We start from the raw sequence: 20,210 nt of genomic DNA on the forward strand, positions 1-20,210 counted from the left end.
AGAAGACCAATGAGCAATGAAATTTACACCGTAGACGTCGACGGCGACGGCATCGCGCTCGTCACCTGGGACATGGCCGACCGTTCGATGAACGTGTTCACCCAGGCAGCGCTTGAGCAGCTCGATGCGCTGGTCGACCGTTTCGTCGCCGATGATGCGGTCAAGGGCGTCGTGTTCACCTCGGGCAAGTCGACCTTCTCGGGCGGCGCCGACCTGACCATGATGAAGACCATGCTGGCCGGCATGGCGGAAGAGAAGCGCAACAACCCGGAAAAAGCCCAGCAGATGCTGTTCGACCAGGTCGGCAAGATGAGCTGGCTCTACCGGAAGATCGAAACCTGCGGCAAGCCGTGGGTCTCGGCGATCAACGGTGTGTGCATGGGCGGCGCGTTCGAATTGTCGCTGGCCTGTCATGGCCGCGTGGTGGCGGATTCGCCTTCGATGAAAATGGCCCTGCCTGAAGTCAAGGTCGGCATCTTTCCGGGCGCCGGCGGAACCCAGCGTGTTCCACGCCTGACCAATGCGCAGGACGCGCTGCAGATGATGACCACCGGACAGTCGCTGACGCCGGCGCGGGCCAAGGCGATGGGCCTGGTTCACGAGGTGGTTGAACCGAAGAAGCTGATCTCCGCCGCCAAGGCGATGATCAAGAATGGCCTCTCCCCGGTCGCCCCGTGGGACGTCAAGGGCTTCAAGCTCCCGGGCGGCCAGGTCTGGTCGGCGCAGGGCGCACAGCTGTGGCCCGCGGCCTCTGCCATCCTGCGGCGCGAGACGCAGGACAACTACCCGGCGGCAAAGGCGATCCTGCAGTGCGTGTTCGAAGGCCTGCAGGTTCCCATCGACACCGGACTGAAGATCGAACAGCGCTATTTCAGCCATATCCTGCAGACCTCCGAAGCGCAGTCGATGATCCGGTCACTGTTCGTCTCGCTGCAGGAGATCAACAAGGGCGCACGCCGTCCCGAGGGCATCAAGCCGACCAAGTTCCGCAAGATCGGTGTCGTAGGCGCCGGCTTCATGGGCGCAGGCATTGCCTATGTGACGGCCAAGGCCGGCATCCCTGTGGTGCTGATCGACCGCGACGAGGCCGCTGCGCAGAAGGGCAAGGGCTACTCCGAGGACCTGGTCAAGAAGGGCGTGCAGAAGGGCAAGACCACAAAGGAAGAGGGCGAGAAGCTGCTGTCGCTGATCTCGACCTCGACCGATCACGCAGACCTCGCCGACGCGGACCTGGTAATCGAGGCCGTTTTCGAGGACCGCGACGTCAAGAAGGCGGTGACGGAATCGATCGAGGCGCAGATCCGTCCGACCACGGTCTATGCATCGAACACCTCGACACTGCCGATCACCGGCCTTGCCAAGAACTCGAAGCGTCCGAAGAACTTCATCGGCATCCACTTCTTCTCGCCGGTCGACAAGATGATGCTGGTCGAGATCATTCTCGGACGCAAGACTTCGGACAAGGCGCTTGCCGTGGCCCTCGACTATGTCGCCGCGATCAAGAAGACCCCGATCGTGGTCAACGACACACGCGGCTTCTTCGTCAACCGCTGCGTGCTGCGCTACATGAACGAGAGCTACAACATGCTTGCCGAAGGCGTGCCGCCGGCGATGATCGAGAACGCCGCGAAGATGGCCGGCATGCCGGTCGGGCCGCTGGCGCTCAATGACGAGGTCGCCATCGATCTTTCACTGAAGATCGTCCGCGCCACCATCGCCGATCTCGGCGAAAAGGCCGTCGATCCGCGCCATCTGGAGCTGGTCGAAACCATGGTCGAGAAGGAAGGCCGGCTGGGACGCAAGAACGGCAAGGGCTTTTACGATTATCCGGCAAAGCCCGCCAAGAAGCATCTGTGGCCGGGGCTGAAGACGCTCTACCCGCAGCAGGACCCGGCCAAGGTCGACGTCAAGGAACTGCAGAACCGCTACCTGGCGGCAATCGCGCTGGAAGCAGCACGGACCGTGGAAGAAGGCATCGTCACCGATCCGCGGGAAGCCGATCTCGGCACCATCCTCGGCTTCGGCTTCGCGCCCTACACGGGCGGTGCGCTGAGCTACATCGACACCATGGGTGCAAAGGCCTTTGTCGACATGTGCAAGGTGCTGGCGCGGAAATACGGCAAGCAGTTCAAGGCACCGAAGCTGCTGGTGGAAATGGCCGAGAAGGGCGAAACCTTCTACGGCCGGTTCAACCCCTACCGCGAGGACAAGGCAGCAGCGTAATCGCTACAATTCTGCAAGGATTACTCAAACGGGCCTTCGGGCCCGTTTTTCATTTTCAGGATTTTGCTGCCACCAGCGTGTAGCACAGCGGCAGTTGCGCCTCGTTGCCGAGATAGATGTCATAGGCAACCTCCCGATTGGAATGCGGATACTCCTTGAGCTCCACGATCTGCAGTCCCGCCTTGACGCACCCGGTGACGATGTCGCCCATGGTGTGGAAATGCCAATAGGAGGGCGGTGCCTTGCCTGTTGCCGATCCGTCGTAGACGATTTCTTCCTCGGTGATGAACGGTTCGGTGCGGAAGTAGGAATAGCGCAGCGTGTGGGGATCGGCTGCATAGGGCTCGAACATGTCCAGTACGGGATGGGTTTCGTAAATGACCAAACGCCCGCCGGGAACCAGAAGCGAGGCTGCTACTTTCAGGAAGCGCGGAAGATCCGGCATCCAGTTAAGCAGGCCTATGGTGATCAGGGCCAGGTCGAACCGTCCTTCCAAGCCCTCGGGCAAGGCATAGACATCGGCACAGACAAAGCCGGCCCGGGCACCATACGGTGACACCGCCCGCAGCTCTTCGGCCTGGGAAATGAAGGCATCGGACTGGTCAATGCCGGTGGCATGGGTTGCGCCGAGAGCCAGCATCGACAGGGTTTCGCGGCCATTGTTGCAGCCGATCTGCACGACGCTGGCACCATCAACTCTGTTGGAGGCGAGCACGGCCGAAACAGTGGAATCAAGCGTGGAGAAGGATGGGTCGGCGAAGCCCGAGAGCTGCCGCTGCCATTCCTCGCTCTGCCTGTGGCGCGGCGCCGATGCATTCCAGGCCAACCTGTTGGCTTGGGTAAACTCATCCGTGCCTCTCGTCATCCGCGAAACCTCCTGCTCTAAACTCGTGCTGATACCTGCAGCGCAGCATCAGTCCCGTCAACCGCATCCCCGATGCAACGCGCGCCTTCAAGATAGCCAGAATATTAACCGGGGCAAAAGCATGATGCGGAATGAAGTTTGCCAAGGGAGCCTTGCCGGAACACCGCGCTTTCGGCACTGTCGGCAAAAAGGGAGGTCTGTCCAATGCCGGTGATCGATTACTATTTCTACTGCGCCTCGCCGTTTACCTATCTCGGCCACAACCTGATCTGCGAGGTGGCGGAGCGGCACAAGGCCACGCTGAACTACAAGCCGGTGAACCTCGCCGCCCTGTGGGATGTATCAGGCGCAGTGCCTCCCGGCCAACGGCCGCCGGTCCGGCAACGGCTGCGGCTGATCGAGCTGCAGCGGCTTGCCGAATGGCGCGGCCTTCCGATCAAGACCACGCCGTTGCACTGGCCGGTCGACGCGGCACTTGCCGACAAGATCATCATTGCGCTGGTGGAAGCCGGCCATGACCCGCGCTATTTCATGGGCAAGGTTCTTTCCGGCTGCTGGGCCAATGACGACAATATCGCCGATGAAGCCGTGCTGACTTCTTACCTGTCGCAGGTCGGTCTGGATGCCAAGCCAGCGATCATGGATGCCAAGACCGACGAAATTGCCATTATTCGCGAGCGTAATTCGCGCGACGCAATCGCCGCCGACGCCGTCGGCGTGCCCACCTACGTCCTCAATGGCGAACCGTTCTGGGGTCAGGACCGGATTGAACTTCTCGATCAGGCGCTGACCACCGGGCGCAGCCCGATCCGGCCTCACTGAAGGTTCAGACAAGCTGACCGGACCGCGATCAGGAGAGAGGATATTTTTCCTAACCGGGTTTACTCCTCGGCTACCGATCATGTAGAAAGGTCCTGTACGGGTCTGTTTCAGCGGGTCCGGCTCTTGTTCTGAACAGCGGGAACCTTGGACAATGCTCTCGCATGAACGCATCTGGTCGGCGCTCGATGCGCTGGCCGAACGCCACGGTCTGACGGCCTCGGGACTGGCCCGGCGCGCCGGACTGGACCCGACCGCATTCAACAAATCCAAGCGATGCGGGGCTGACGGCCGCGACCGCTGGCCCTCGACTGAATCGCTCGCCAAGGTTCTTGATGCCACCGGATCCTCGCTAGACGATTTCATGATCCTGGTGCGGGGTGGGCAGACCACGCCCGAAAGCAGTTTTCCCGATGGTGCATTTCCGCCGCAGGCCGGTTCGATCCCGCTTCTGGGTTTCGCGCAGGCCGGCTCCGGCGGCTTTTTCGATGATGGCGGCTTCCCGGCCGGGCAGGGATGGGATGTGGTGGACTTCCCGGCGCAGCCGGCCGAAAGGCCCGGCGTCTATGCGCTGGAGGTGCAGGGTGACAGCATGTTGCCGCTTTACCGGGACGGCGACATCCTGATCGTCGAGCCGGGTGCACAGATCCGCCGCGGCGACCGGGTGGTGGTTCGCTCGCGCGAGGGCGAGGTGATGGCCAAGGTGCTCAACCGGCAGACACCAAAATCTGTTGAACTGATCTCACTCAACCCCGACCATCCCAATCGCAGCTTCGATGTCAGCGAGATCGACTGGATCGCCCGCATCATCTGGGCAAGCCAGTAAGCGCTTCATCACCCGTCGGAACCATGCAGCGTTCCGGAACAAGGCTGCCGGGACACAGATGAGCGGCAGGTGCGGCCTTTTGCGGTTTTGTCGCCTTTCGGCTTGTGTGAAACGGCTGCGGCTCTTATCTATCGTGGAAATTCAGGAGACGAACTGCCAATGTCCGAACGTGTTACCACCCATGATGCGCTGATCTATCTGATGGTTACCATGTCAGCCGTCGACAAGGCCATGAACGATGCGGAACTGGCACGGATCGGCCGGCTGGTGACGTTCCTTCCGGTGTTTGACGGCTTTGATGCGGAGCGCCTCGTCGGCGTCACGCGGGCCGCAGCCGAACTGCTCAAGGGTCCTGAAGGCCTCGACATCGTGCTCGAGGTCGTCCGCGATGCGGTGCCTCCGAAACTTTACGACACCGCCTATGCGCTGGCCGTCGAGGTTGCCTCCGCCGACTACAATATCCAGCAGGAGGAAATCCGGCTGTTGCAGATGGTCCGCGACCGGCTTGGTCTCGACAAGCTGACCTGCGCCGCCATCGAACGAGGCGCGATCGCCCGCTTTCGCAGCGCCTGAGTGCGGCCCCTGCCGTGGCCCCCGCGCCGACGTGTCGCAGGCTTTCACCGGATCGTGTTTCGCCAGAAGCCGAAGGCTGTGGCATGAGAAGACCGTTACACGATACGGAGGCGCAGAATGATGCTGTTCGGCCTGTCCGAGCCGGTGATCCGGATTCTGGCATTTTCCACGATTTTCATCGCGCTTGCCGCCATTGAACTGCTGGCACCGCGGCTTGAACGCAAAGAGATGCGCGGGGCGCTTAAATCCCGCCGCTGGATGACCAACCTTGCCATGGTGGTGCTGTCCTCGGTGACACTCAGGGTCGTGTTTCCGCTGGCCGCAGTCGGCACTGCGCTTTGGGCGCAATCCAATGGCTTCGGCCTGTTTCCGCTTCTCGGTGTGCCGCTCTGGGTGGCGGGAATCATCGCCTTCGTCCTGCTCGATTTCGCAGTCTGGCTCGAGCATGTGGTCAGCCACAAGTGGCCATGGCTGTGGCGCATCCACCGCATGCACCATGCCGATACCGGGTTCGATTTGACCACCGCGTTGCGATTTCATCCCCTTGAAATCGTGTTGTCGATGTTCTGGAAGGCGGCTGTCATCATAGCGCTCGGTGCGCCGCCCGTTGCGGTTCTGGTTTTCGAGATCATTCTCAATGGCGCGGCGATGTTCAATCACGCCAATATCCGGCTGCCCAAACCTGTCGACGCCGTGCTGCGGCTGCTGATCGTGACGCCGGACATGCACCGGATTCACCATTCGACCGATCCGCGCGAAACGGATTCGAACTACGGGTTCAACCTGGCGATCTGGGACCGGCTGTTTTCAACCTACACGCAAACGCCACGGCGCGGCGACACCGGTATCGAGATCGGGCTGTCGGAGTGGCGCGACAGCCGCACCGCCGGTCTTGGCTGGGCGCTGGCCCTGCCGTTCCGGTTTCCACCCAAGCCAAGGCCGGATCGCCGCACCGGTCAGTAAAGCCCGTTGGGGAACCAGCGCAGGTAGAGTTCGGTGAAACGCCCGTTTCTGTTCAGGGCCGCAAGTGCATGGTCGAAAGCCTTGGCAAGAGACGTGTTGCGCGGTCGGACCGCGATCGCCAGCCCTTCTCCAAGGTGGGCCTGGGAAAAATAGGGGCCGCCGAAGAACCGGCAGCAATTCTCCGCCGAGCGGCTGGACAGCCAGAATGACAATTGCAGGCCGTCACCGAAGACGGCATCTATGTTGCCGGCCTTGAGCGCATCGAACATCCATTCCGTCCGGGTGAAGGTGACCGGCCTCGTTTCTGAGAACCAGTCGCGCAGCATCACCTCGTGTGCGGTGGATTCCAGCACGCCGACGCGCTTGCCGCGAAGCGCCACTGCGCTGTCCTCGCCAGAACTCGCCTCGCCTGCGAGCACGAATCGGGCCGGCAAGGCGAGGTAAGCGCGCGTGAAGCGGTATTTCGACCGGCTTTCCGCAGTGATCGCCAGGCCCGAAATCAGCGCTTCGGCCTGCCCCTTTTCCAATGCACCCTCAAGCTCGCCCCAGGGCAAGGCCTGGATCTGGCAGCGCGGCAGCACATCCAGCTCCTCACATATTGCGCGCGCCAGATCGATGTGAAACCCGGCAAGATGGCCGGTCTGATCGAGAAAGCTGAAGGGCGGAAAATCAACCGTGGTGACGAAACGGATACGGCTGTAGGGGGCCAGATCCGGAAGCGGAACGCGCTCCCGCGGGTCCATGTAATTGGGAACGATCAGGCCGTCAGCGCTCGCGGCCGGGAAAACCGCGGCAAGAAAAACAACCAAAGCGCACATTATGCGGGAAATACCCCGCAATATTAGGGGTGCATTAATGCGCGTTTTCACTACCATAGATTTAGTATCCCACTCCAACAGCCTTGTATGTATCAGAGTCATGGCAGCAAGCAAAAGCTCAGATCATCCGGTTTCCGGCAAAGTCGGCGAGGACATGACCGCCGATGGGGTGATCGGCAACGGATACGATCCGGTACAGCCTGTCCGGTTGCATCCTACCCTGAGCGAGACGAGCCCCGAAGCCCGCTTCTTTCTGCAATGCGGCATTGGCAAACCTCACGTCAGAGCCGCCACTGAAGCCGCGCGTGCCAACGCAACCACCATAGAAAAGGAACTGATGGCCGAGGGCCTGATCGACCCCGATCTCTACTATCGCTGGCTGGCGTGTGAACTCGGTCTCCCGCATCTCGATGAGATAGATCCGGAAGAAGTTGTCCGGCTGCCGTCAATGGACGTGCTTTTGCACCGGGACGGACCGCTGAGGCTTTTGCGCGCCGGCGGACAAGTCACGGCAATCGTGCCCGAAGCACGGCAGCTGGACGACTACCGGAGCCGCCTGCGCGACATGCCAGGGCTGCGCGACAGCCTTGCCATCGCCTCACCTGCCACCATCCGCAAAGCTGTCTGGCAGGCCGATGCAGCCGAACGGGTGAGGCGGATCACCTTCGAACTCGACCAGGACCGGCGTGACGCAAGTGCCCGTCGGGTCATGACCGGCTCACAGGGGTTTCTTCTGGGGCTGGCGGTCTATCTTTCCGCCACCTGTCTTGTGCTGTGGCCTTTCGCGGCCTTTACCGTGCTGCATATCGTCCTGACGCTGTTCTTCTCCGGTGGTATCTTGCTTAGGCTTTGCGCTCTCCTGATGTCCGCTTTCAGGCGGAACCGCACACACGCCTGCGAGCCGCCGTCCGGGACCCGGCTTCCGGTCTATACAGTGCTCATTGCCCTGCATGACGAAGCCGAGATGATCCCAGCCATCGTCTCACGGATCTCGGCGCTGCGCTGGCCCAAGAGCCTGCTGGACGTGAAATATGTTTGCGAAATCGATGACACGGCAACGATATCGGCGCTGCAGGCGCAACAGCTCGGGCCGGAATGCGAAATCGTTCTCACTCCCGATTTCGGCCCGCGCACCAAGCCCAAGGCCCTGCAATATGCGTTGCAGGGAGCACGCGGGTCGCTGGTCGCGGTCTACGACGCGGAAGACAAACCAGCACCGGGACAGTTGCTTGAAGCCTGTGCGGCCTTTGCCGAGGGTGACGACCGGCTTGGGTGCGTACAGGCACCATTGGCAATTGCAAACCTTGGTACAAACTGGATTTCCGGACTGTTCGCACTCGAATACAGCGGCCTGTTTCGTGTGCTCATTCCCTTTCTGGCACGGGTGCGGATGCCGATCCCGCTTGGCGGGACATCAAATCATTTCAGGAGGGTTGCCCTCGAGGCTGCCGGCGGATGGGATCCGCACAATGTGACGGAGGACGCGGATCTCGGCCTCCGTCTCTATGCCCATGGCTACCGTACAGGGACGCTGAACAGCGCAACCGTCGAAATCGCCCCCTCCACACTCGAGGTTTGGACACGCCAGCGAACACGCTGGCTCAAGGGCTGGGCCCAGACCTGGCTGGTGGCCATGCGCCGGCCGATGCACACCGTCAGGGTGCTTGGACCAGCCGGATTTGCGGTTTTCCAGCTGATGATCGCCGGCATGCTCGTCTCCGCGCTGGCGCACCCGCTTATGTTCGCCTTCATCGGATTGACGCTGGCCTGGCTGGCAAGCGGCATGGCTTCTCCAGTCTCGGACCTGCACCGCATCCTGATGTGGATCGACCTTATCAACATCGCCGGCAGCTACCTGGTGTTTGCCAGCATGGGATGGAGAGGTTTCACGCGGCACGAACGAACCCGGCTGAAGCGCCGATGGGTGCTGCTGACACCGCTCTACTGGCTGCTGATGTCGGTTGCCGGGTGGCGGGCACTGGGACAACTCGTTTCCAATACGCATCTTTGGGAAAAGACCCCTCATCCCGCGGCGCCGGAATGGGCGGCCATGGCGGAAGCTGCGAACAACCTTGCGAAAAATCCGGGAATGGAGCGGGTGAAGGGAATCGAACCCTCGTCTTAAGCTTGGGAAGCTTCTGCTCTACCATTGAGCTACACCCGCCTTCGCCGGTGATCCTTGGCGGTGTTGAGCAGCCGTGTCAAGCAGGATCAATCCGCAAGGCGGCTTGACGCGCCGCGGGCGCCACCTCATATCAGTGGCGCTTCTTCAAACCCCAGAATTGCTTCATGGACCAGTTGAAAACCTTTTTGTCGTCGCGCCGCTTCGAGGCCTTCATCACCGCGCTGATCGTTATCAACGCGATCACGCTGGGACTCGAGACCGTACCCGAAGTCATGCAACGCTTCGGTGTGGTGCTGACTGTGCTCGACCGGGTCATTCTCGGTGTTTTCGTGGTGGAGGTGTCGGCCCGACTTCTCGCCTGGCGGCTCGACTTCTTCCGCGACCCCTGGCGGATCTTCGACCTCCTGGTGGTCGGGGTGGCGCTGATCCCTGCGACCGGCAACCTTTCGGTGCTTCGCGCGCTTCGCATCCTGCGCGTACTGAGGATCATCAGCATGGTGCCGTCGCTCAAGCGGGTTGTGGGCGGACTGGTCAGCGCGTTGCCGGGCATGGGATCGATCATGCTGCTCTTGACGCTGGTGTTCTACGTGTTCTCGGTGATGGCGACGAAACTCTACGGCGACACGTTTCCGGACTGGTTCGGCTCGATTCCGGCTTCAGCCTATTCACTGTTTCAGGTGATGACGCTGGAAAGCTGGTCGATGGGGATTGTCCGTCCGGTGATGGAAGTGCATCCGATGGCCTGGACGTTCTTCATACCGTTCATCGCCTGCACCACGTTCACGGTACTCAACCTGTTCATCGGCATCATCGTGTCCGCCATGCAGGAGGAGCACGAAGCCGAGGCGACCGCAGACCGGGAAGCCATGGCATCCGACCAGAGCGCCATGCTGGAAGAACTCAAGGCAATCCGGAAAGAGCTTGCCGAGATGCGCGCCGCACAGGCTGGCGGCCAAGGGATAAGCTGACGGCTGGCCAGAAGCTGCCCTCACCGGAACTCAGCTGCGAAAATGTTTCGACAGTTTGAGGCCTTGAGCCTGGTAGTTCGATCCGGCCCCGGTGCCGTACAGAGCCGCGGGCCTCTCCAGCATCCGCTCGTAGATCAGCCGGCCGACGATCTGGCCATGCTCAAGAATGAAAGGGACCTCGTGGCTGCGTACTTCGAGTACGGCACGGCTTCCTGCACCACCGGCCTCGCTGTGTCCGAACCCCGGATCGAAGAAACCGGCATAATGAACCCGGAACTCGCCGACCAGCGGATCGAACGGTGTCATCTCGGCGGCATAGAGCGGAGGAACGTGTACGGATTCACGGCTGACCAGAATGTAGAATTCATCCGGATCGAGGATCAGGTCGGCGGAACCGCGATTGTACAAGGGCTCCCAGAAATCGAAGACCTCCTGGGCGCCGCGCTTGTCGACATCGATAACCGCGGTGTGGTGCTTGCCGCGATAGCCGATCAGGCCATCCTCGCCCTGCCCCATCAGATCGATCGACAGTGCGATGCCGCCGCCCGAGACATTCGGCGTTTCGGAGGCAACCAGAGTTTCGGAGCGGTGAAGAGCCGAAAGTTCATCCTCGTCCAGCACCGCGTGCCCCTGTCGAAAACGGATCTGCGACAGGCGCGAGCCGCTACGGGCGACAATCGGGAAGGTGCGCGGGCTGACCTCAAGCCACAGCGGGCCAGTGTAGCCGGGAGCGATCTTGTCGAACTCCTGGCCGTGATCGGTCATCACCCGGGTGAAAATATCGAGACGCCCGGTCGAGCTTTTCGGATTGGCGGAGGCGGATATCTCCTGCGGCAGGTCCAGGCTTTCAAGCAACGGCACGATATAGACGCAGCCGGTCTCAAGCACAGCGCCTGCGGTCAGGTCGATCTCGTGCATGCTGAGACGGGCGAGCTTGTCCTCGACCCTTGCCGAGGGGCCTGGCAAAAAGCTGGCGCGAACCCGGTAGGCGCGGGCGCCGAGCCTCAGGTCAAGGCTGGCAGGCTGGATCTGGTCGGCATCGAGCGGTCGACCGGAGGCAAGCTTGCCGGCATCAAAGAGCGCCTTGATTGCGCGATCTGAGAGAATGCCCGCTGCCACGGTCCGTGCGCTCCGTTTTCCAAGATGTCTTGATGGCAAGGGGAAGCGATTGACGCAAGCGCGGGAAGCCCCTAAAAGCGAGGTTATCCCGTGGTGATTTGGCCGACCGGCTTGCAGCCACGTAAAACAAGTCGCTAAAAAGGTCGGGTTGAAAAACCGGCTCGCGACTTCGCAAGCCGGTTTTTTTGTGTGTTGGACAAAGATCATGACAAGCAACCGACAATTCCGCCCCGCCACCCAGCTCGTGCATGGCGGCACCAGCCGCTCCGGGTTTGGAGAAACATCCGAAGCAATCTTCCTGACGCAGGGCTTTGTCTATGACAGCGCCGAGGCAGCGGAAGCCCGCTTCAAGGGCGAGGATCCCGGTTTCGTCTATTCACGCTACGCAAACCCGACCAACGACATGTTCGAAAAGCGCATGTGCCTGATGGAGGGCGCAGAGGACGCACGGGCAACGGCGTCTGGAATGGCGGCAATTTCGGCGGCGCTGTTGTGCCAGCTGAGGGCCGGAGACCATGTGGTTTCCGCGCGCGCCCTGTTCGGTTCCTGCCGCTGGGTGGTGGAAACATTGCTGCCCAGATACGGCATCGAGTCCACCCTCGTCGACGGACGTGACCTTGCCAATTTCGAAACCGCGATCCGGCCCAACACCAAGGTGTTCTTTCTTGAAAGCCCGACCAATCCGACACTGGAAGTGGTCGACATTGCAGGCGTCGCCAAGCTCGCCAACCAGATCGGCGCCAAGCTGGTGGTCGACAATGTGTTTGCAACACCGCTGATGCAGAAACCGCTCGAACTGGGCGCGCATGTGGTGGCCTATTCCGCAACCAAGCATATCGACGGCCAGGGGCGCTGTCTGGGCGGCGTTGTGCTGTCGGACAAGGACTGGATTGACGAGCATCTTCACGACTATTTCCGTCACACCGGCCCGTCGCTGTCGCCGTTCAACGCCTGGACCCTGCTCAAGGGGCTTGAAACCCTGCCTCTGAGAGTGCGGCAGCAGACAGAGAACGCGGCACGGGTGGCCGATTTCCTGGCAGACCATCCGGCGATCGCGCGAGTGATCTATCCCGGTCGCGCCGACCATCCGCAGGCCGAGATCTGTGCCCGGCAGATGAAGGGCGGGTCAACACTGGTGGCGCTCGAGCTGAAGGGCGGCAAAGAGGCGGCATTCTCGATGCAGAACCGGCTCGAGGTGGTGAAGCTGTCCAACAATCTCGGCGACACCAAGAGCCTGATCACGCATCCGGCGACGACGACGCACAAGAACCTCTCGGAAGAGGCCCGCGACGAGCTGGGAATTGGCCCCGGGGTGCTGAGACTGTCGGCCGGGATCGAGGATGCCCAAGACCTGATCGAGGACTTCGATCGCGCGCTCTCAGGCCTTTGAGGCCGGGTCGGGAAACTCGGCGCGTGCCTGCATGATCCGCGACAGCGCTGTGTAGAGGCAGATTGCCGCAAAGACCCAGGCCACCGGCGCAAACCAGGCCGGCCAGAGGCAGAAGACTGCAAACACGATATAGGTCTCGCTGGCTTCGGCGAGACCGGTGGTGAAGTAGATCGATTTGACGCCCCGTGCCTCGGTGCTGAGCCCGCGTTTTTCCGCAACGATCGCATAGGCAAGAAAGCTGGCGCCGTTAACGTAAAACGAGAAGATCAGCGCCGCACCGGCCAGTGCGTTCGCGCCGGGATCGAGGACGACAAAAGCCAGGGGAACGGCTCCGTAGAAAACGAAATCCAGCGTGATGTCGAGATAGCCGCCGAAATCGGTCGTCCGGGAGGCGCGCGCCACCGATCCGTCCAGGCCGTCACACATCCGGCTGACAATGATCAGCGCCAGCGCGGCAATCATGTAATCCAGAGCGATCAATACCGCTGCGGCAAGGCCGATGACGCACGCGAAAATCGTCACGTGGTCGGCTTTCACACCACGCTGCGCCAGCCACACGCCTGCCCGGTCGAGGCCGGGTTGGATGATCTTGCGTGCGCTTCCGTCCATCATGAGTTGATCTCCCCGTTCGGCTCCGAGTGATAGCGCTGCGGCTGCGGCCCGTCACCTGCCGCGTCCGCACCGCTTCATCACAATCAAGTCAACGCAAAGCGTGAAACCAGCCGGTTTGTGGGCATCTGCATGCTTGACGCAAGCACCTCTGTGTAGAATGAGTGTCGCAAGGAGTGGCATATGTACCGTGCGCTAACACGCGAAATCGAAGTAACGGTGGAACCCTATTATCTCGAGGACCAGTCGGACCCCGAGGACGGACGCTATGTCTGGGGCTACCGTATTGTCATCATCAATCACTCCGACCAGATCGTGCAACTGCAAAGCCGCTACTGGAAGATCACCGACGAGAACGGCATTGTCGACGAGGTGCGCGGCCCCGGCGTTGTGGGCGAGCAACCGGTTCTCGGCCCCGGTGACACCTATGAGTATTCGTCGGGCTGTCCACTGGACACGCCATCGGGTGTCATGGTCGGCACCTACCAGATGCAATCGGCTGCGGGCGAGCTGTTCGACGTCGAGATCCCGGCCTTCTCGCTGGACCTGCCGGGAATGGCAAGAACGCTGAATTGACCGCTTTTTCCGAATTCCGCCCAGTCATGCTGGTGACCGGCCTGCTGGTGGCGACACTGGGCGTGGCCATGCTGCTGCCCGCTCTTGTCGACCTGGCGGCCGACAACAAGGACTGGATGATCTTTGCCAGTTCTGGCACGATGACGATGCTCGTCGGGCTCGGCCTGTTTGCCGCCAATCGCGGCATTCCGAAGGGTCTGTCGACTCGCCAGGCGATGCTGATGACCGTTGTCTCCTGGGTCGCACTGGTGGCGTTCGGCGCACTGCCATTTCACTGGTCGGGGGTCGTGCCGAGCTACACCGACGCGTTCTTCGAATCGATGTCGGGGCTGACCACCACCGGCGCCACGGTCATCACCGGCCTGGATGGCGCTCCGCCCGGCATCCTGTTCTGGCGCGGGCTGCTGCAATGGCTCGGCGGTCTGGGGATCATCGTCATGGCGATTGCCGTGCTGCCGATGCTGCAGATCGGCGGCATGCAGCTGTTCAAGGCCGAGGCCTTCGACACGGCGGAAAAGATCCTGCCCCGCGCCACCCAGATCTCGACCTCGATCACGCTTGTGTTCATCGCCATGACCGGGCTTTGCGCCGTGGCCTACATGGCCGTGGGCATGGCAGCCGATGACGCGGTGATCCATGCGATGACCACGGTGGCGACCGGGGGGTTCTCGACCAAGGATGCATCCATCGGATATTTCAACAATGCCGCCGTCGAATGGATCGCGGTGGTGTTCATGGTGCTCGGCTCGATTCCGTTCATTCTTTATGTGCAGATGCTGCAGGGACGTTTCCGTCCGTTTCTGGCCGATGACCAGGTGAAGGCCTTTGCCGGCTTTCTCGCCGTCGCGATTCTTGCAGGCTGGATGATGGCGCATTTCAGCGAGAACCATATCGGCCTCGAGGGCTTGCGGCATTCCGCCTTCAACGTGGTCTCAATCGCCACCGGCACCGGATACGCCTCCACAGACTACGGCCTCTGGGGCCCCCACGCGGTGACGTTCTTCTTCATCATCATGTTTGTCGGCGGTTGCGCCGGCTCCACCTCCTGCGGCATCAAGATCTTCCGGTTTCAGGTGCTGATCGAAGCTGTCCGGCAGCACGTCTCCCAGGTGATGTATCCGCATGGCGTGTTTCGCGCACGCTTCAACGGAAAGCCGATCCAGGACCGGGTCATCGCCTCGGTGATGAGCTTCTTCTTCCTGTTCATGACCTCGTTCGTGGTGCTGGCCATCCTGCTGCGGTTGAGCGGGCTCGACACCGTCACGGCCCTGTCGGGTGCAGGCACGGCGCTTTCGAATGTCGGGCCGGGCCTGGGCGAGATCATCGGCCCGTCCGGAAACTTCCAGTCGCTGAGCGACCTCCAGAAATGGCTGCTTGCGGCCGGGATGTTGCTTGGACGGCTTGAGCTGTTCACCGTGCTGGTGCTGTTCCTGCCGCGGTTCTGGCGGTCGTAACCCGGTTCAGGCGCGCTGTCCGACCGTTCGCCTGCCATAGATGTAGGAAAAACTCCTGGCAATATCATCACCGATGCCGACCAGTGCCGGAACCAGAAACAGAACCAGCAGCGTGGTCATCGCCAGTCCAAAGACGATGGTGATCGCCATGGGCAGCAGGAACTGGGCCTGAAGGCTTGTTTCGTAGAGCAGCGGCAGCAGCCCGCCGATGGTGGTCAGCGAGGTTAGCAACACGGCCCGCAGGCGATCCCGGCTGGCGCCGATGGCTGCCTCTGCAAGACTGTCTCCCTCGGCGCGTCGCTCTTCCAGGCGAGCCACCAGGATGATGGAATCATTGACCAGGATGCCGGCCAGGCCAAGCAGCCCGATGAAGGACAGGATTGTCAGCTGATAGCCGAGCACCCAGTGGCCGAAAATCGCCCCGACGACGCCGAACGGGATGATCAGCAGCACCGCAATGGGCCGCCAGTAACTGGCGAAGACCCAGGCAAGAATGATGTAGATCACGCTCAGCGCCACGGCGACCCCAAGCTGAAGGTCGGCAAAGGCGTTTTCCTGCTCCTCGGAGCGCCCACCGAAAGTGTAACTCACGCCATGACGGCCGGCGATCAGGTCGAGTTCACCGCTGCTGGTAAGTTGCTCTACAACCCCGCCCGTTGTTGTCACCGCGGTGTCGATGTCGCCGGTCACCGAGATGGTGCTCTGGCCGTCTCGGCGCTGGATCGCTGAAAAGCCCTGGCGCTCGGTCATGTCGACCACTTCCGACAGCGGCACAAAGGTTCCGCCTGGGCTCCGCAGCTCAAAATCCCGCAAGGCCTGGGAGCCTGGCGAAGCAGGCTTCTGGACCAGGCGAACGGTCACCTCGTCATCGCCGCGGGGAAACCGGAACGGTACGGATCCATCAAAGGCGTTGCGGATCTGGCGGCCGACCTCCTCGATGGAAAAGCCGAGTGCGGCGCCATGCGGCGTCAGTTCCATGATCAGCTCGGGCTTGCCCCAGGGAAGGTTGTCATCCAGTCCGGTGATGCCGTTGATGCCCGACAGCAGCGCGACCACATCGGCAGCAGCGGTTTTCAGCGCCGCTACCCGTTCACCCTGCAGACGGACCTCGATGTCCCTGCCCGGAGGACCGCCGCGTGACTGGGCGACAGTGAAGCGGGTCACCCCTGCGATATCCGGAACGGCCTTGCGCCAGGCATTGACGATGTCGGGAGTGCGGATGTCCCGCTCCTCGGATGTGGTCAGCTGCACCCGGATGCGGGCGGTGGCGCTGCCGCTACGGCTTGAGGCTCCAAAAGTGGTGAAAACCGCCTTGATCGAAGAGGGACCGCTGCCTGACAAGGCCCTGTCGGCTTCGCGCAGGGCTTCCTCGTGGGCGGCGATCGCTTTCAGTGCGATGTCTTCCGGCAGACCTGCGTTGAAAATGATGGTGCCGGAGATGTTCTCGGCTTCCGGCGAGGGGAAGAAGACAAACTCGACGCGTCCGGAGCGAGCCAGGCCGATGGCCAAAACCATGACCATGGCAAGCGCGATCGACAGGGTCACGTAACGCCAGTTCCAGGCCATTTGCACCAGGCGGGCGAAGGGGACATCACGAAACCAGTCGAAGCCCCGGTCGAATGCGCGCCGGAAGCGGCTCTCGCCGGCATCCTCCATACGCACGCCCGCGCGGCTGTTGCGCCGGCGCAAAACCAGCAGCCCCCACTCCATCAGTGTTGCCAAAGCCAGCGACACCGCCACCACAATTGCCATCCTGGCCAATTGCGGAAGGTCAGCAAACCCGCGCGCGGCGGCGCGCACGCCGCTGTCCTCGGCACCCAGCGCGAGGTCCACCGCAAGCCGCCCCGACAGCCCGGTGAGGAATACCATGACTATGAGAGCCACCAGGAACTGGCGCCACCAGGACCAGCCGGGCGGCTTGCGGCCGGCCAGCGAATTGGCCAGGTGTCCGGGAAGGATGAGAAAACATTCGAGCAGGCTGGAGACCAGCACCGCGATCACCACCATCGGCAGCACCGCCATCATCTGGCCGATTGTATCGCCGATCAGCAGGATGGGGGCGAAGGCCGCCAGCGTGGTCGACATCGCCGCGATCACCGGGGTGAACATCATGCCGACACCGTTTTCGGCAGCCGTTTGCGGATCATCACCCATCTGCAGCCGCGTGGCAGTGTGCTCGCCAACGACAATGGCATCGTCAACAATGATGCCGAGCATCATGATCAGCGAGAACAGCGACATCATGTTGATCGTCTGGCCGGACGCGTACATGAAGCCGATTGTGGCCAGCATCGCCACCGGGATGCCCGCGGCCACCCAAAAGGCGATGCGGGCATTGAGAAACAGGAACAGGATTGCCACGACGACGAGCAGGCCGCCCAGCCCGTTCTTGACCAGGAGCCAGATCCGCGCCGACAGCGCATCGGAGGCGACCTCGTAGGTAGCTATCTCGACACCGGGCGGAAGCCTGGGCCCGATCTCGTCGATATAGGCAGACAGGATCGCAGCCGTCTTGAGCGTATCGGCCGTCGGGGCGCGCCGGATGTCGAGTTCTATGGCAGGTGATCCGCTGGCCAGGCCCCTCGTGTCGTCGGCGTCAAACCCGTCGGTGATGGTGGCGATGTCACCCAGCAGGACCTTCTCGCCGCCGGTAAAGGACTTGACTTCAACGCCCGCCAGTTCCCTTGCGCCCTGGGCGTCAGCCAGCGTGCGAAGCTGTCGGTCGACCGCGCCCTCGACCGTACCCGAAGGCAGATCGCGGCTGTTGGCGGCAATGGCGGAGGACACGTCGGATATCTTCATGTCCAGACGCCGCAGTTCGATCTCCGGCACCTCGACGCGGATCTCCGCGCCACGAAGGCCGGTAAAGTTGATCTTGTCGATACCGCGATCGATCAGTTCGTCGCGGATACGCTTGGCCCAGGCCCGCTTGACCACTTCGTCGGCGCTGCCGAAGACCGCGAGCTTGGCAACGGTGTCAAAGAACACCGACCTGGTGATCGTGGGATCCTCCGCATCCTCGGGCAAATTGCCGACCGCCTTGACCGCGGTCTCCACATCGGTCATCGCCTGAGTCATGTCGGTGCCGTCGGCAAACTCGAGCCGGACCGTGGCCGAGCCTTCCGCTGCCGTGGACGTCATCCGGTCGACGCCGGAGATGTAGCGCACCTCCGGTTCAACCAGAGCCAGCACATTGGTTTCGACGTCCTCGGCGCTGGCACCCGACCAGGCCACACCGATGCTGATTGTCGGGCGGTCGATGGTGGGGAAGAACTGGGTGTTTATGCGGGCAATCGAGAAAGCGCCGAACAGGATCATCAGCACCATCAGCAGATTGGCGGCGTTGGGGTGGCGGATGAAGGTGCTTACCAGACCGCGTCCGGCCAACAATCCCCGGCCCGGCAGGTCGCTGCCGCTCATTCCCCGGCGTCCACGGCTGGAGCAGAAGGCTGTTGCGGATCCGATGCAGCGCCGCCAACGGAAGGCTCGCGCACGCGCACGCCTTCTGTGGCTTCTGTCAGGCGGGTGACCAACACGGTGTCGCCATCCTCAAGGCTGCCATCGACAATCGCATCCTCGCCGTCCCAGGCGATCAGCCGGACGGCGCGCCGCTCGAGCTTGCCGTCGACCACCACGAAGACATGATCGGAATTGCGCACGGCGGTCTCGGGAAGCCGGAATGTCTCAGGCCAGATACGGTCTGGCACGGTCAGCGACACGAAGGCGCCGGGGCGCAGTTGCACCGGGTTGTCGGCCTCGCCGATGCGGGCAAAGACTTCCACCCCACCGCGTTCGGCGGTCACGCGGGCGCCGATCCTGTCGATGACTGCCGGCCAAGTGTACCGTGTACCGCCAACGCTCCAGCCCAGTTCGACCTGGCGGCCGACAAGCGGGTCAGTATCGGTGGCCATGCGGCCATATTGCGCGTTGGTGAGGGTGAATTTCACATCGAGCGCCGTATCGTCATAGATCGACGCAACAACTTCATTGGCGTTCACCGACCGGCCGGTCTCAACGGTTTCATCGGAAATGATGCCGTCAAAAGGAGCAATCAGCGCGGTCTCCTCGAGCCTTCGCTGAGCTTCGCGGATTTTCCATTCAAGCCGCTCGGCATTGGCCTCCTGCTGGGTGCGCTGTGCTTCCGCAATCAGGATGTTGTTGCGCCGCTGGCTCGAGGCCTGCTCGCGCTGGGACACGATCAGGCGTCGTGCATCAACCTCCTTGTCGGTCAAAGCGCCTGAATCCGCGAGCGAAAGAGCCCTTTCCAGATCGGCGCGACCAAGTTCGAGTTGTGCTTCCGAAGCTTCAAGTTGTTCGCGCTCGGAGGCGAGACGCGCATCGATCTCTGCAATTGCGGCGCGGGTAGAGGCCAGATTGGCGCGAGCCTCGACCAGAGCCCCTTCATAGGCAAAAGGGTCGATACGCAAAAGAACAGTCCCCTCGGCGACGCGGCGCCCGGCGACCATATCGGGATGGATCTCGACGACGTCACCGCTCACGGTGGTGCGCAGGTCGACATTACGGCCAGTCTCGACCTGCCCGTACAGGCGGATGTCCGGACGATTGTCTGCGCGCTCCGCAGCTGCTGTCTCAACGGTGTAGACCAGCGGCGTAAACGGTCTGGGCGTACGCTCACGCTTGGAGGCGGCGAGGCTTTGCATCGCCAGCCAGGCACCGGCGAGCACCAGCGCCATCAGGGCAAACTGAACCAATGGCCGCAAAAATCCGAGGCGTGCCGACGGCGATCGGGCGCGCGAGGGTTCCAAAGGCACGTCCAGAGGCTTGTCCGCCTTGTCGAGCATCACTTCACTCCGTTGCAACCCAACAGGTAACGTAATGCGGACACATGGCAAATTAAAGTTTCGTCATCTTTACGGGCGCA

General features: G+C 62.0%; 16 protein-coding genes, 1 tRNA gene and 1 riboswitch. Of the genes, 10 read left to right on the plus strand and 7 right to left on the minus strand.

The features are described 5' to 3' along the window. Nucleotides 1–9: 9 nt before the first annotated feature. Nucleotides 10–2,223 carry a 3-hydroxyacyl-CoA dehydrogenase NAD-binding domain-containing protein gene (locus SPHINGO391_RS18760; protein ID WP_152010267.1) on the plus strand — a complete coding sequence of 738 codons (2,214 nt, stop codon included), beginning with the start codon at nucleotides 10–12 and terminating at the stop codon, nucleotides 2,221–2,223. Between the two features lie 55 nt (nucleotides 2,224–2,278). On the opposite strand, the gene SPHINGO391_RS18765 is transcribed toward SPHINGO391_RS18760, so the two are convergent. Then, nucleotides 2,279–3,088 (minus strand): class I SAM-dependent methyltransferase, encoded by an 810-nt coding sequence (locus tag SPHINGO391_RS18765; protein WP_152010268.1) that lies wholly within the window; start codon nucleotides 3,086–3,088, stop codon nucleotides 2,279–2,281. 204 nt (nucleotides 3,089–3,292) lie between these two features. Between SPHINGO391_RS18765 and SPHINGO391_RS18770 the strand changes: the two genes are divergently transcribed. The 4 genes from SPHINGO391_RS18770 (at nucleotide 3,293) to SPHINGO391_RS18785 (ending at nucleotide 6,269) form a co-directional block, all read left to right on the plus strand. Then, entirely contained in the window at nucleotides 3,293–3,910 is a 618-nt protein-coding gene (locus SPHINGO391_RS18770; protein WP_152010269.1) for a 2-hydroxychromene-2-carboxylate isomerase, read from the plus strand. A gap of 151 nt (nucleotides 3,911–4,061) precedes the next feature. Next, nucleotides 4,062–4,733: a helix-turn-helix transcriptional regulator gene (locus tag SPHINGO391_RS18775; protein WP_152010270.1), complete on the plus strand. Its 672-nt coding sequence runs from the start codon at nucleotides 4,062–4,064 to the stop codon at nucleotides 4,731–4,733. 159 nt (nucleotides 4,734–4,892) lie between these two features. Further along, nucleotides 4,893–5,306 (plus strand): tellurite resistance TerB family protein, encoded by a 414-nt coding sequence (locus tag SPHINGO391_RS18780; RefSeq protein WP_152010271.1) that lies wholly within the window; start codon nucleotides 4,893–4,895, stop codon nucleotides 5,304–5,306. 117 nt (nucleotides 5,307–5,423) lie between these two features. After that, nucleotides 5,424–6,269 carry a sterol desaturase family protein gene (locus SPHINGO391_RS18785; RefSeq protein WP_152010272.1) on the plus strand — a complete coding sequence of 282 codons (846 nt, stop codon included), beginning with the start codon at nucleotides 5,424–5,426 and terminating at the stop codon, nucleotides 6,267–6,269. On the opposite strand, the gene SPHINGO391_RS18790 is transcribed toward SPHINGO391_RS18785, so the two are convergent. After that, a complete protein-coding gene (locus tag SPHINGO391_RS18790; protein WP_152010273.1) occupies nucleotides 6,263–7,087 on the minus strand; it encodes a transporter substrate-binding domain-containing protein in 825 nt (274 codons plus the stop codon). The genes SPHINGO391_RS18785 and SPHINGO391_RS18790 overlap by 7 nt on opposite strands. Nucleotides 7,088–7,187: 100 nt before the next feature. Here SPHINGO391_RS18790 and SPHINGO391_RS18795 point away from each other — a divergent pair, with 100 nt between their 5' ends. Then, the gene (locus tag SPHINGO391_RS18795) at nucleotides 7,188–9,212 is read left to right on the plus strand and encodes a glycosyltransferase family 2 protein (RefSeq protein WP_193217346.1); all 2,025 of its coding nucleotides are present in this window, start codon (nucleotides 7,188–7,190) and stop codon (nucleotides 9,210–9,212) included. Here the strand turns inward: SPHINGO391_RS18795 and SPHINGO391_RS18800 are convergent. Then, nucleotides 9,178–9,251 (minus strand) — tRNA-Gly (locus SPHINGO391_RS18800). The two genes, SPHINGO391_RS18795 and SPHINGO391_RS18800, sit on opposite strands and share 35 nt — an antisense overlap. Nucleotides 9,252–9,376: 125 nt before the next feature. Here SPHINGO391_RS18800 and SPHINGO391_RS18805 point away from each other — a divergent pair. After that, complete coding sequence (locus SPHINGO391_RS18805) at nucleotides 9,377–10,180, plus strand: ion transporter (RefSeq protein WP_152010275.1); 804 nt, start codon at nucleotides 9,377–9,379, stop codon at nucleotides 10,178–10,180. A 30-nt stretch (nucleotides 10,181–10,210) separates the two neighbouring features. Here the strand turns inward: SPHINGO391_RS18805 and SPHINGO391_RS18810 are convergent, their stop codons facing one another. Continuing rightward, nucleotides 10,211–11,299 carry a 2'-deoxycytidine 5'-triphosphate deaminase gene (locus tag SPHINGO391_RS18810; RefSeq protein WP_152010276.1) on the minus strand — a complete coding sequence of 363 codons (1,089 nt, stop codon included), beginning with the start codon at nucleotides 11,297–11,299 and terminating at the stop codon, nucleotides 10,211–10,213. Nucleotides 11,300–11,379: 80 nt separating this feature from the next. Further along, a riboswitch (SAM riboswitch) is annotated at nucleotides 11,380–11,458 on the plus strand. Between the two features lie 46 nt (nucleotides 11,459–11,504). Here SPHINGO391_RS18810 and SPHINGO391_RS18815 point away from each other — a divergent pair. Continuing rightward, nucleotides 11,505–12,689 carry an O-succinylhomoserine sulfhydrylase gene (locus SPHINGO391_RS18815; RefSeq protein ID WP_152010277.1) on the plus strand — a complete coding sequence of 395 codons (1,185 nt, stop codon included), beginning with the start codon at nucleotides 11,505–11,507 and terminating at the stop codon, nucleotides 12,687–12,689. Here SPHINGO391_RS18815 and SPHINGO391_RS18820 read toward each other — a convergent pair. Then, entirely contained in the window at nucleotides 12,678–13,301 is a 624-nt protein-coding gene (locus tag SPHINGO391_RS18820) for a CDP-alcohol phosphatidyltransferase family protein (protein WP_152010278.1), read from the minus strand. The genes SPHINGO391_RS18815 and SPHINGO391_RS18820 overlap by 12 nt on opposite strands. Before the next feature lie 180 nt (nucleotides 13,302–13,481). Between SPHINGO391_RS18820 and apaG the strand changes: the two genes are divergently transcribed. After that, complete coding sequence (gene apaG / locus SPHINGO391_RS18825; RefSeq protein WP_152010279.1) at nucleotides 13,482–13,874, plus strand: Co2+/Mg2+ efflux protein ApaG; 393 nt, start codon at nucleotides 13,482–13,484, stop codon at nucleotides 13,872–13,874. Continuing rightward, nucleotides 13,871–15,328 carry a TrkH family potassium uptake protein gene (locus SPHINGO391_RS18830; protein ID WP_244615249.1) on the plus strand — a complete coding sequence of 486 codons (1,458 nt, stop codon included), beginning with the start codon at nucleotides 13,871–13,873 and terminating at the stop codon, nucleotides 15,326–15,328. Before apaG ends, SPHINGO391_RS18830 begins: the two co-directional genes overlap by 4 nt. A gap of 6 nt (nucleotides 15,329–15,334) precedes the next feature. Here SPHINGO391_RS18830 and SPHINGO391_RS18835 read toward each other — a convergent pair whose 3' ends face one another. Further along, complete coding sequence (locus SPHINGO391_RS18835; RefSeq protein ID WP_152010280.1) at nucleotides 15,335–18,748, minus strand: efflux RND transporter permease subunit; 3,414 nt, start codon at nucleotides 18,746–18,748, stop codon at nucleotides 15,335–15,337. Continuing rightward, nucleotides 18,745–20,130, minus strand: coding sequence for an efflux RND transporter periplasmic adaptor subunit (locus SPHINGO391_RS18840; protein WP_152010281.1), 1,386 nt, complete (start codon nucleotides 20,128–20,130; stop codon nucleotides 18,745–18,747). Before SPHINGO391_RS18840 ends, SPHINGO391_RS18835 begins: the two co-directional genes overlap by 4 nt. Between the last annotated feature and the right edge of the window lie 80 nt (nucleotides 20,131–20,210).

Source organism: Hoeflea sp. EC-HK425 (assembly GCF_902498795.1).
GTDB classification, from domain to species: Bacteria; Pseudomonadota; Alphaproteobacteria; order Rhizobiales; family Rhizobiaceae; genus Hoeflea; species Hoeflea alexandrii.

Coding starts and splice junctions, on each gene's coding strand:
- apaG (WP_152010279.1), top strand. CDS start 13,482: ATGTACCGTGCGCTAACACGCGAAATCGAAGTAACGGTGGAACCCTAT.
- SPHINGO391_RS18835 (WP_152010280.1), bottom strand. CDS start 18,748: ATGAGCGGCAGCGACCTGCCGGGCCGGGGATTGTTGGCCGGACGCGGT.
- SPHINGO391_RS18780 (WP_152010271.1), top strand. CDS start 4,893: ATGTCCGAACGTGTTACCACCCATGATGCGCTGATCTATCTGATGGTT.
- SPHINGO391_RS18795 (WP_193217346.1), top strand. CDS start 7,188: ATGGCAGCAAGCAAAAGCTCAGATCATCCGGTTTCCGGCAAAGTCGGC.
- SPHINGO391_RS18820 (WP_152010278.1), bottom strand. CDS start 13,301: ATGATGGACGGAAGCGCACGCAAGATCATCCAACCCGGCCTCGACCGG.
- SPHINGO391_RS18790 (WP_152010273.1), bottom strand. CDS start 7,087: ATGTGCGCTTTGGTTGTTTTTCTTGCCGCGGTTTTCCCGGCCGCGAGC.
- SPHINGO391_RS18770 (WP_152010269.1), top strand. CDS start 3,293: ATGCCGGTGATCGATTACTATTTCTACTGCGCCTCGCCGTTTACCTAT.
- SPHINGO391_RS18760 (WP_152010267.1), top strand. CDS start 10: ATGAGCAATGAAATTTACACCGTAGACGTCGACGGCGACGGCATCGCG.
- SPHINGO391_RS18775 (WP_152010270.1), top strand. CDS start 4,062: ATGCTCTCGCATGAACGCATCTGGTCGGCGCTCGATGCGCTGGCCGAA.
- SPHINGO391_RS18840 (WP_152010281.1), bottom strand. CDS start 20,130: ATGCTCGACAAGGCGGACAAGCCTCTGGACGTGCCTTTGGAACCCTCG.
- SPHINGO391_RS18765 (WP_152010268.1), bottom strand. CDS start 3,088: ATGACGAGAGGCACGGATGAGTTTACCCAAGCCAACAGGTTGGCCTGG.
- SPHINGO391_RS18785 (WP_152010272.1), top strand. CDS start 5,424: ATGATGCTGTTCGGCCTGTCCGAGCCGGTGATCCGGATTCTGGCATTT.
- SPHINGO391_RS18805 (WP_152010275.1), top strand. CDS start 9,377: ATGGACCAGTTGAAAACCTTTTTGTCGTCGCGCCGCTTCGAGGCCTTC.
- SPHINGO391_RS18815 (WP_152010277.1), top strand. CDS start 11,505: ATGACAAGCAACCGACAATTCCGCCCCGCCACCCAGCTCGTGCATGGC.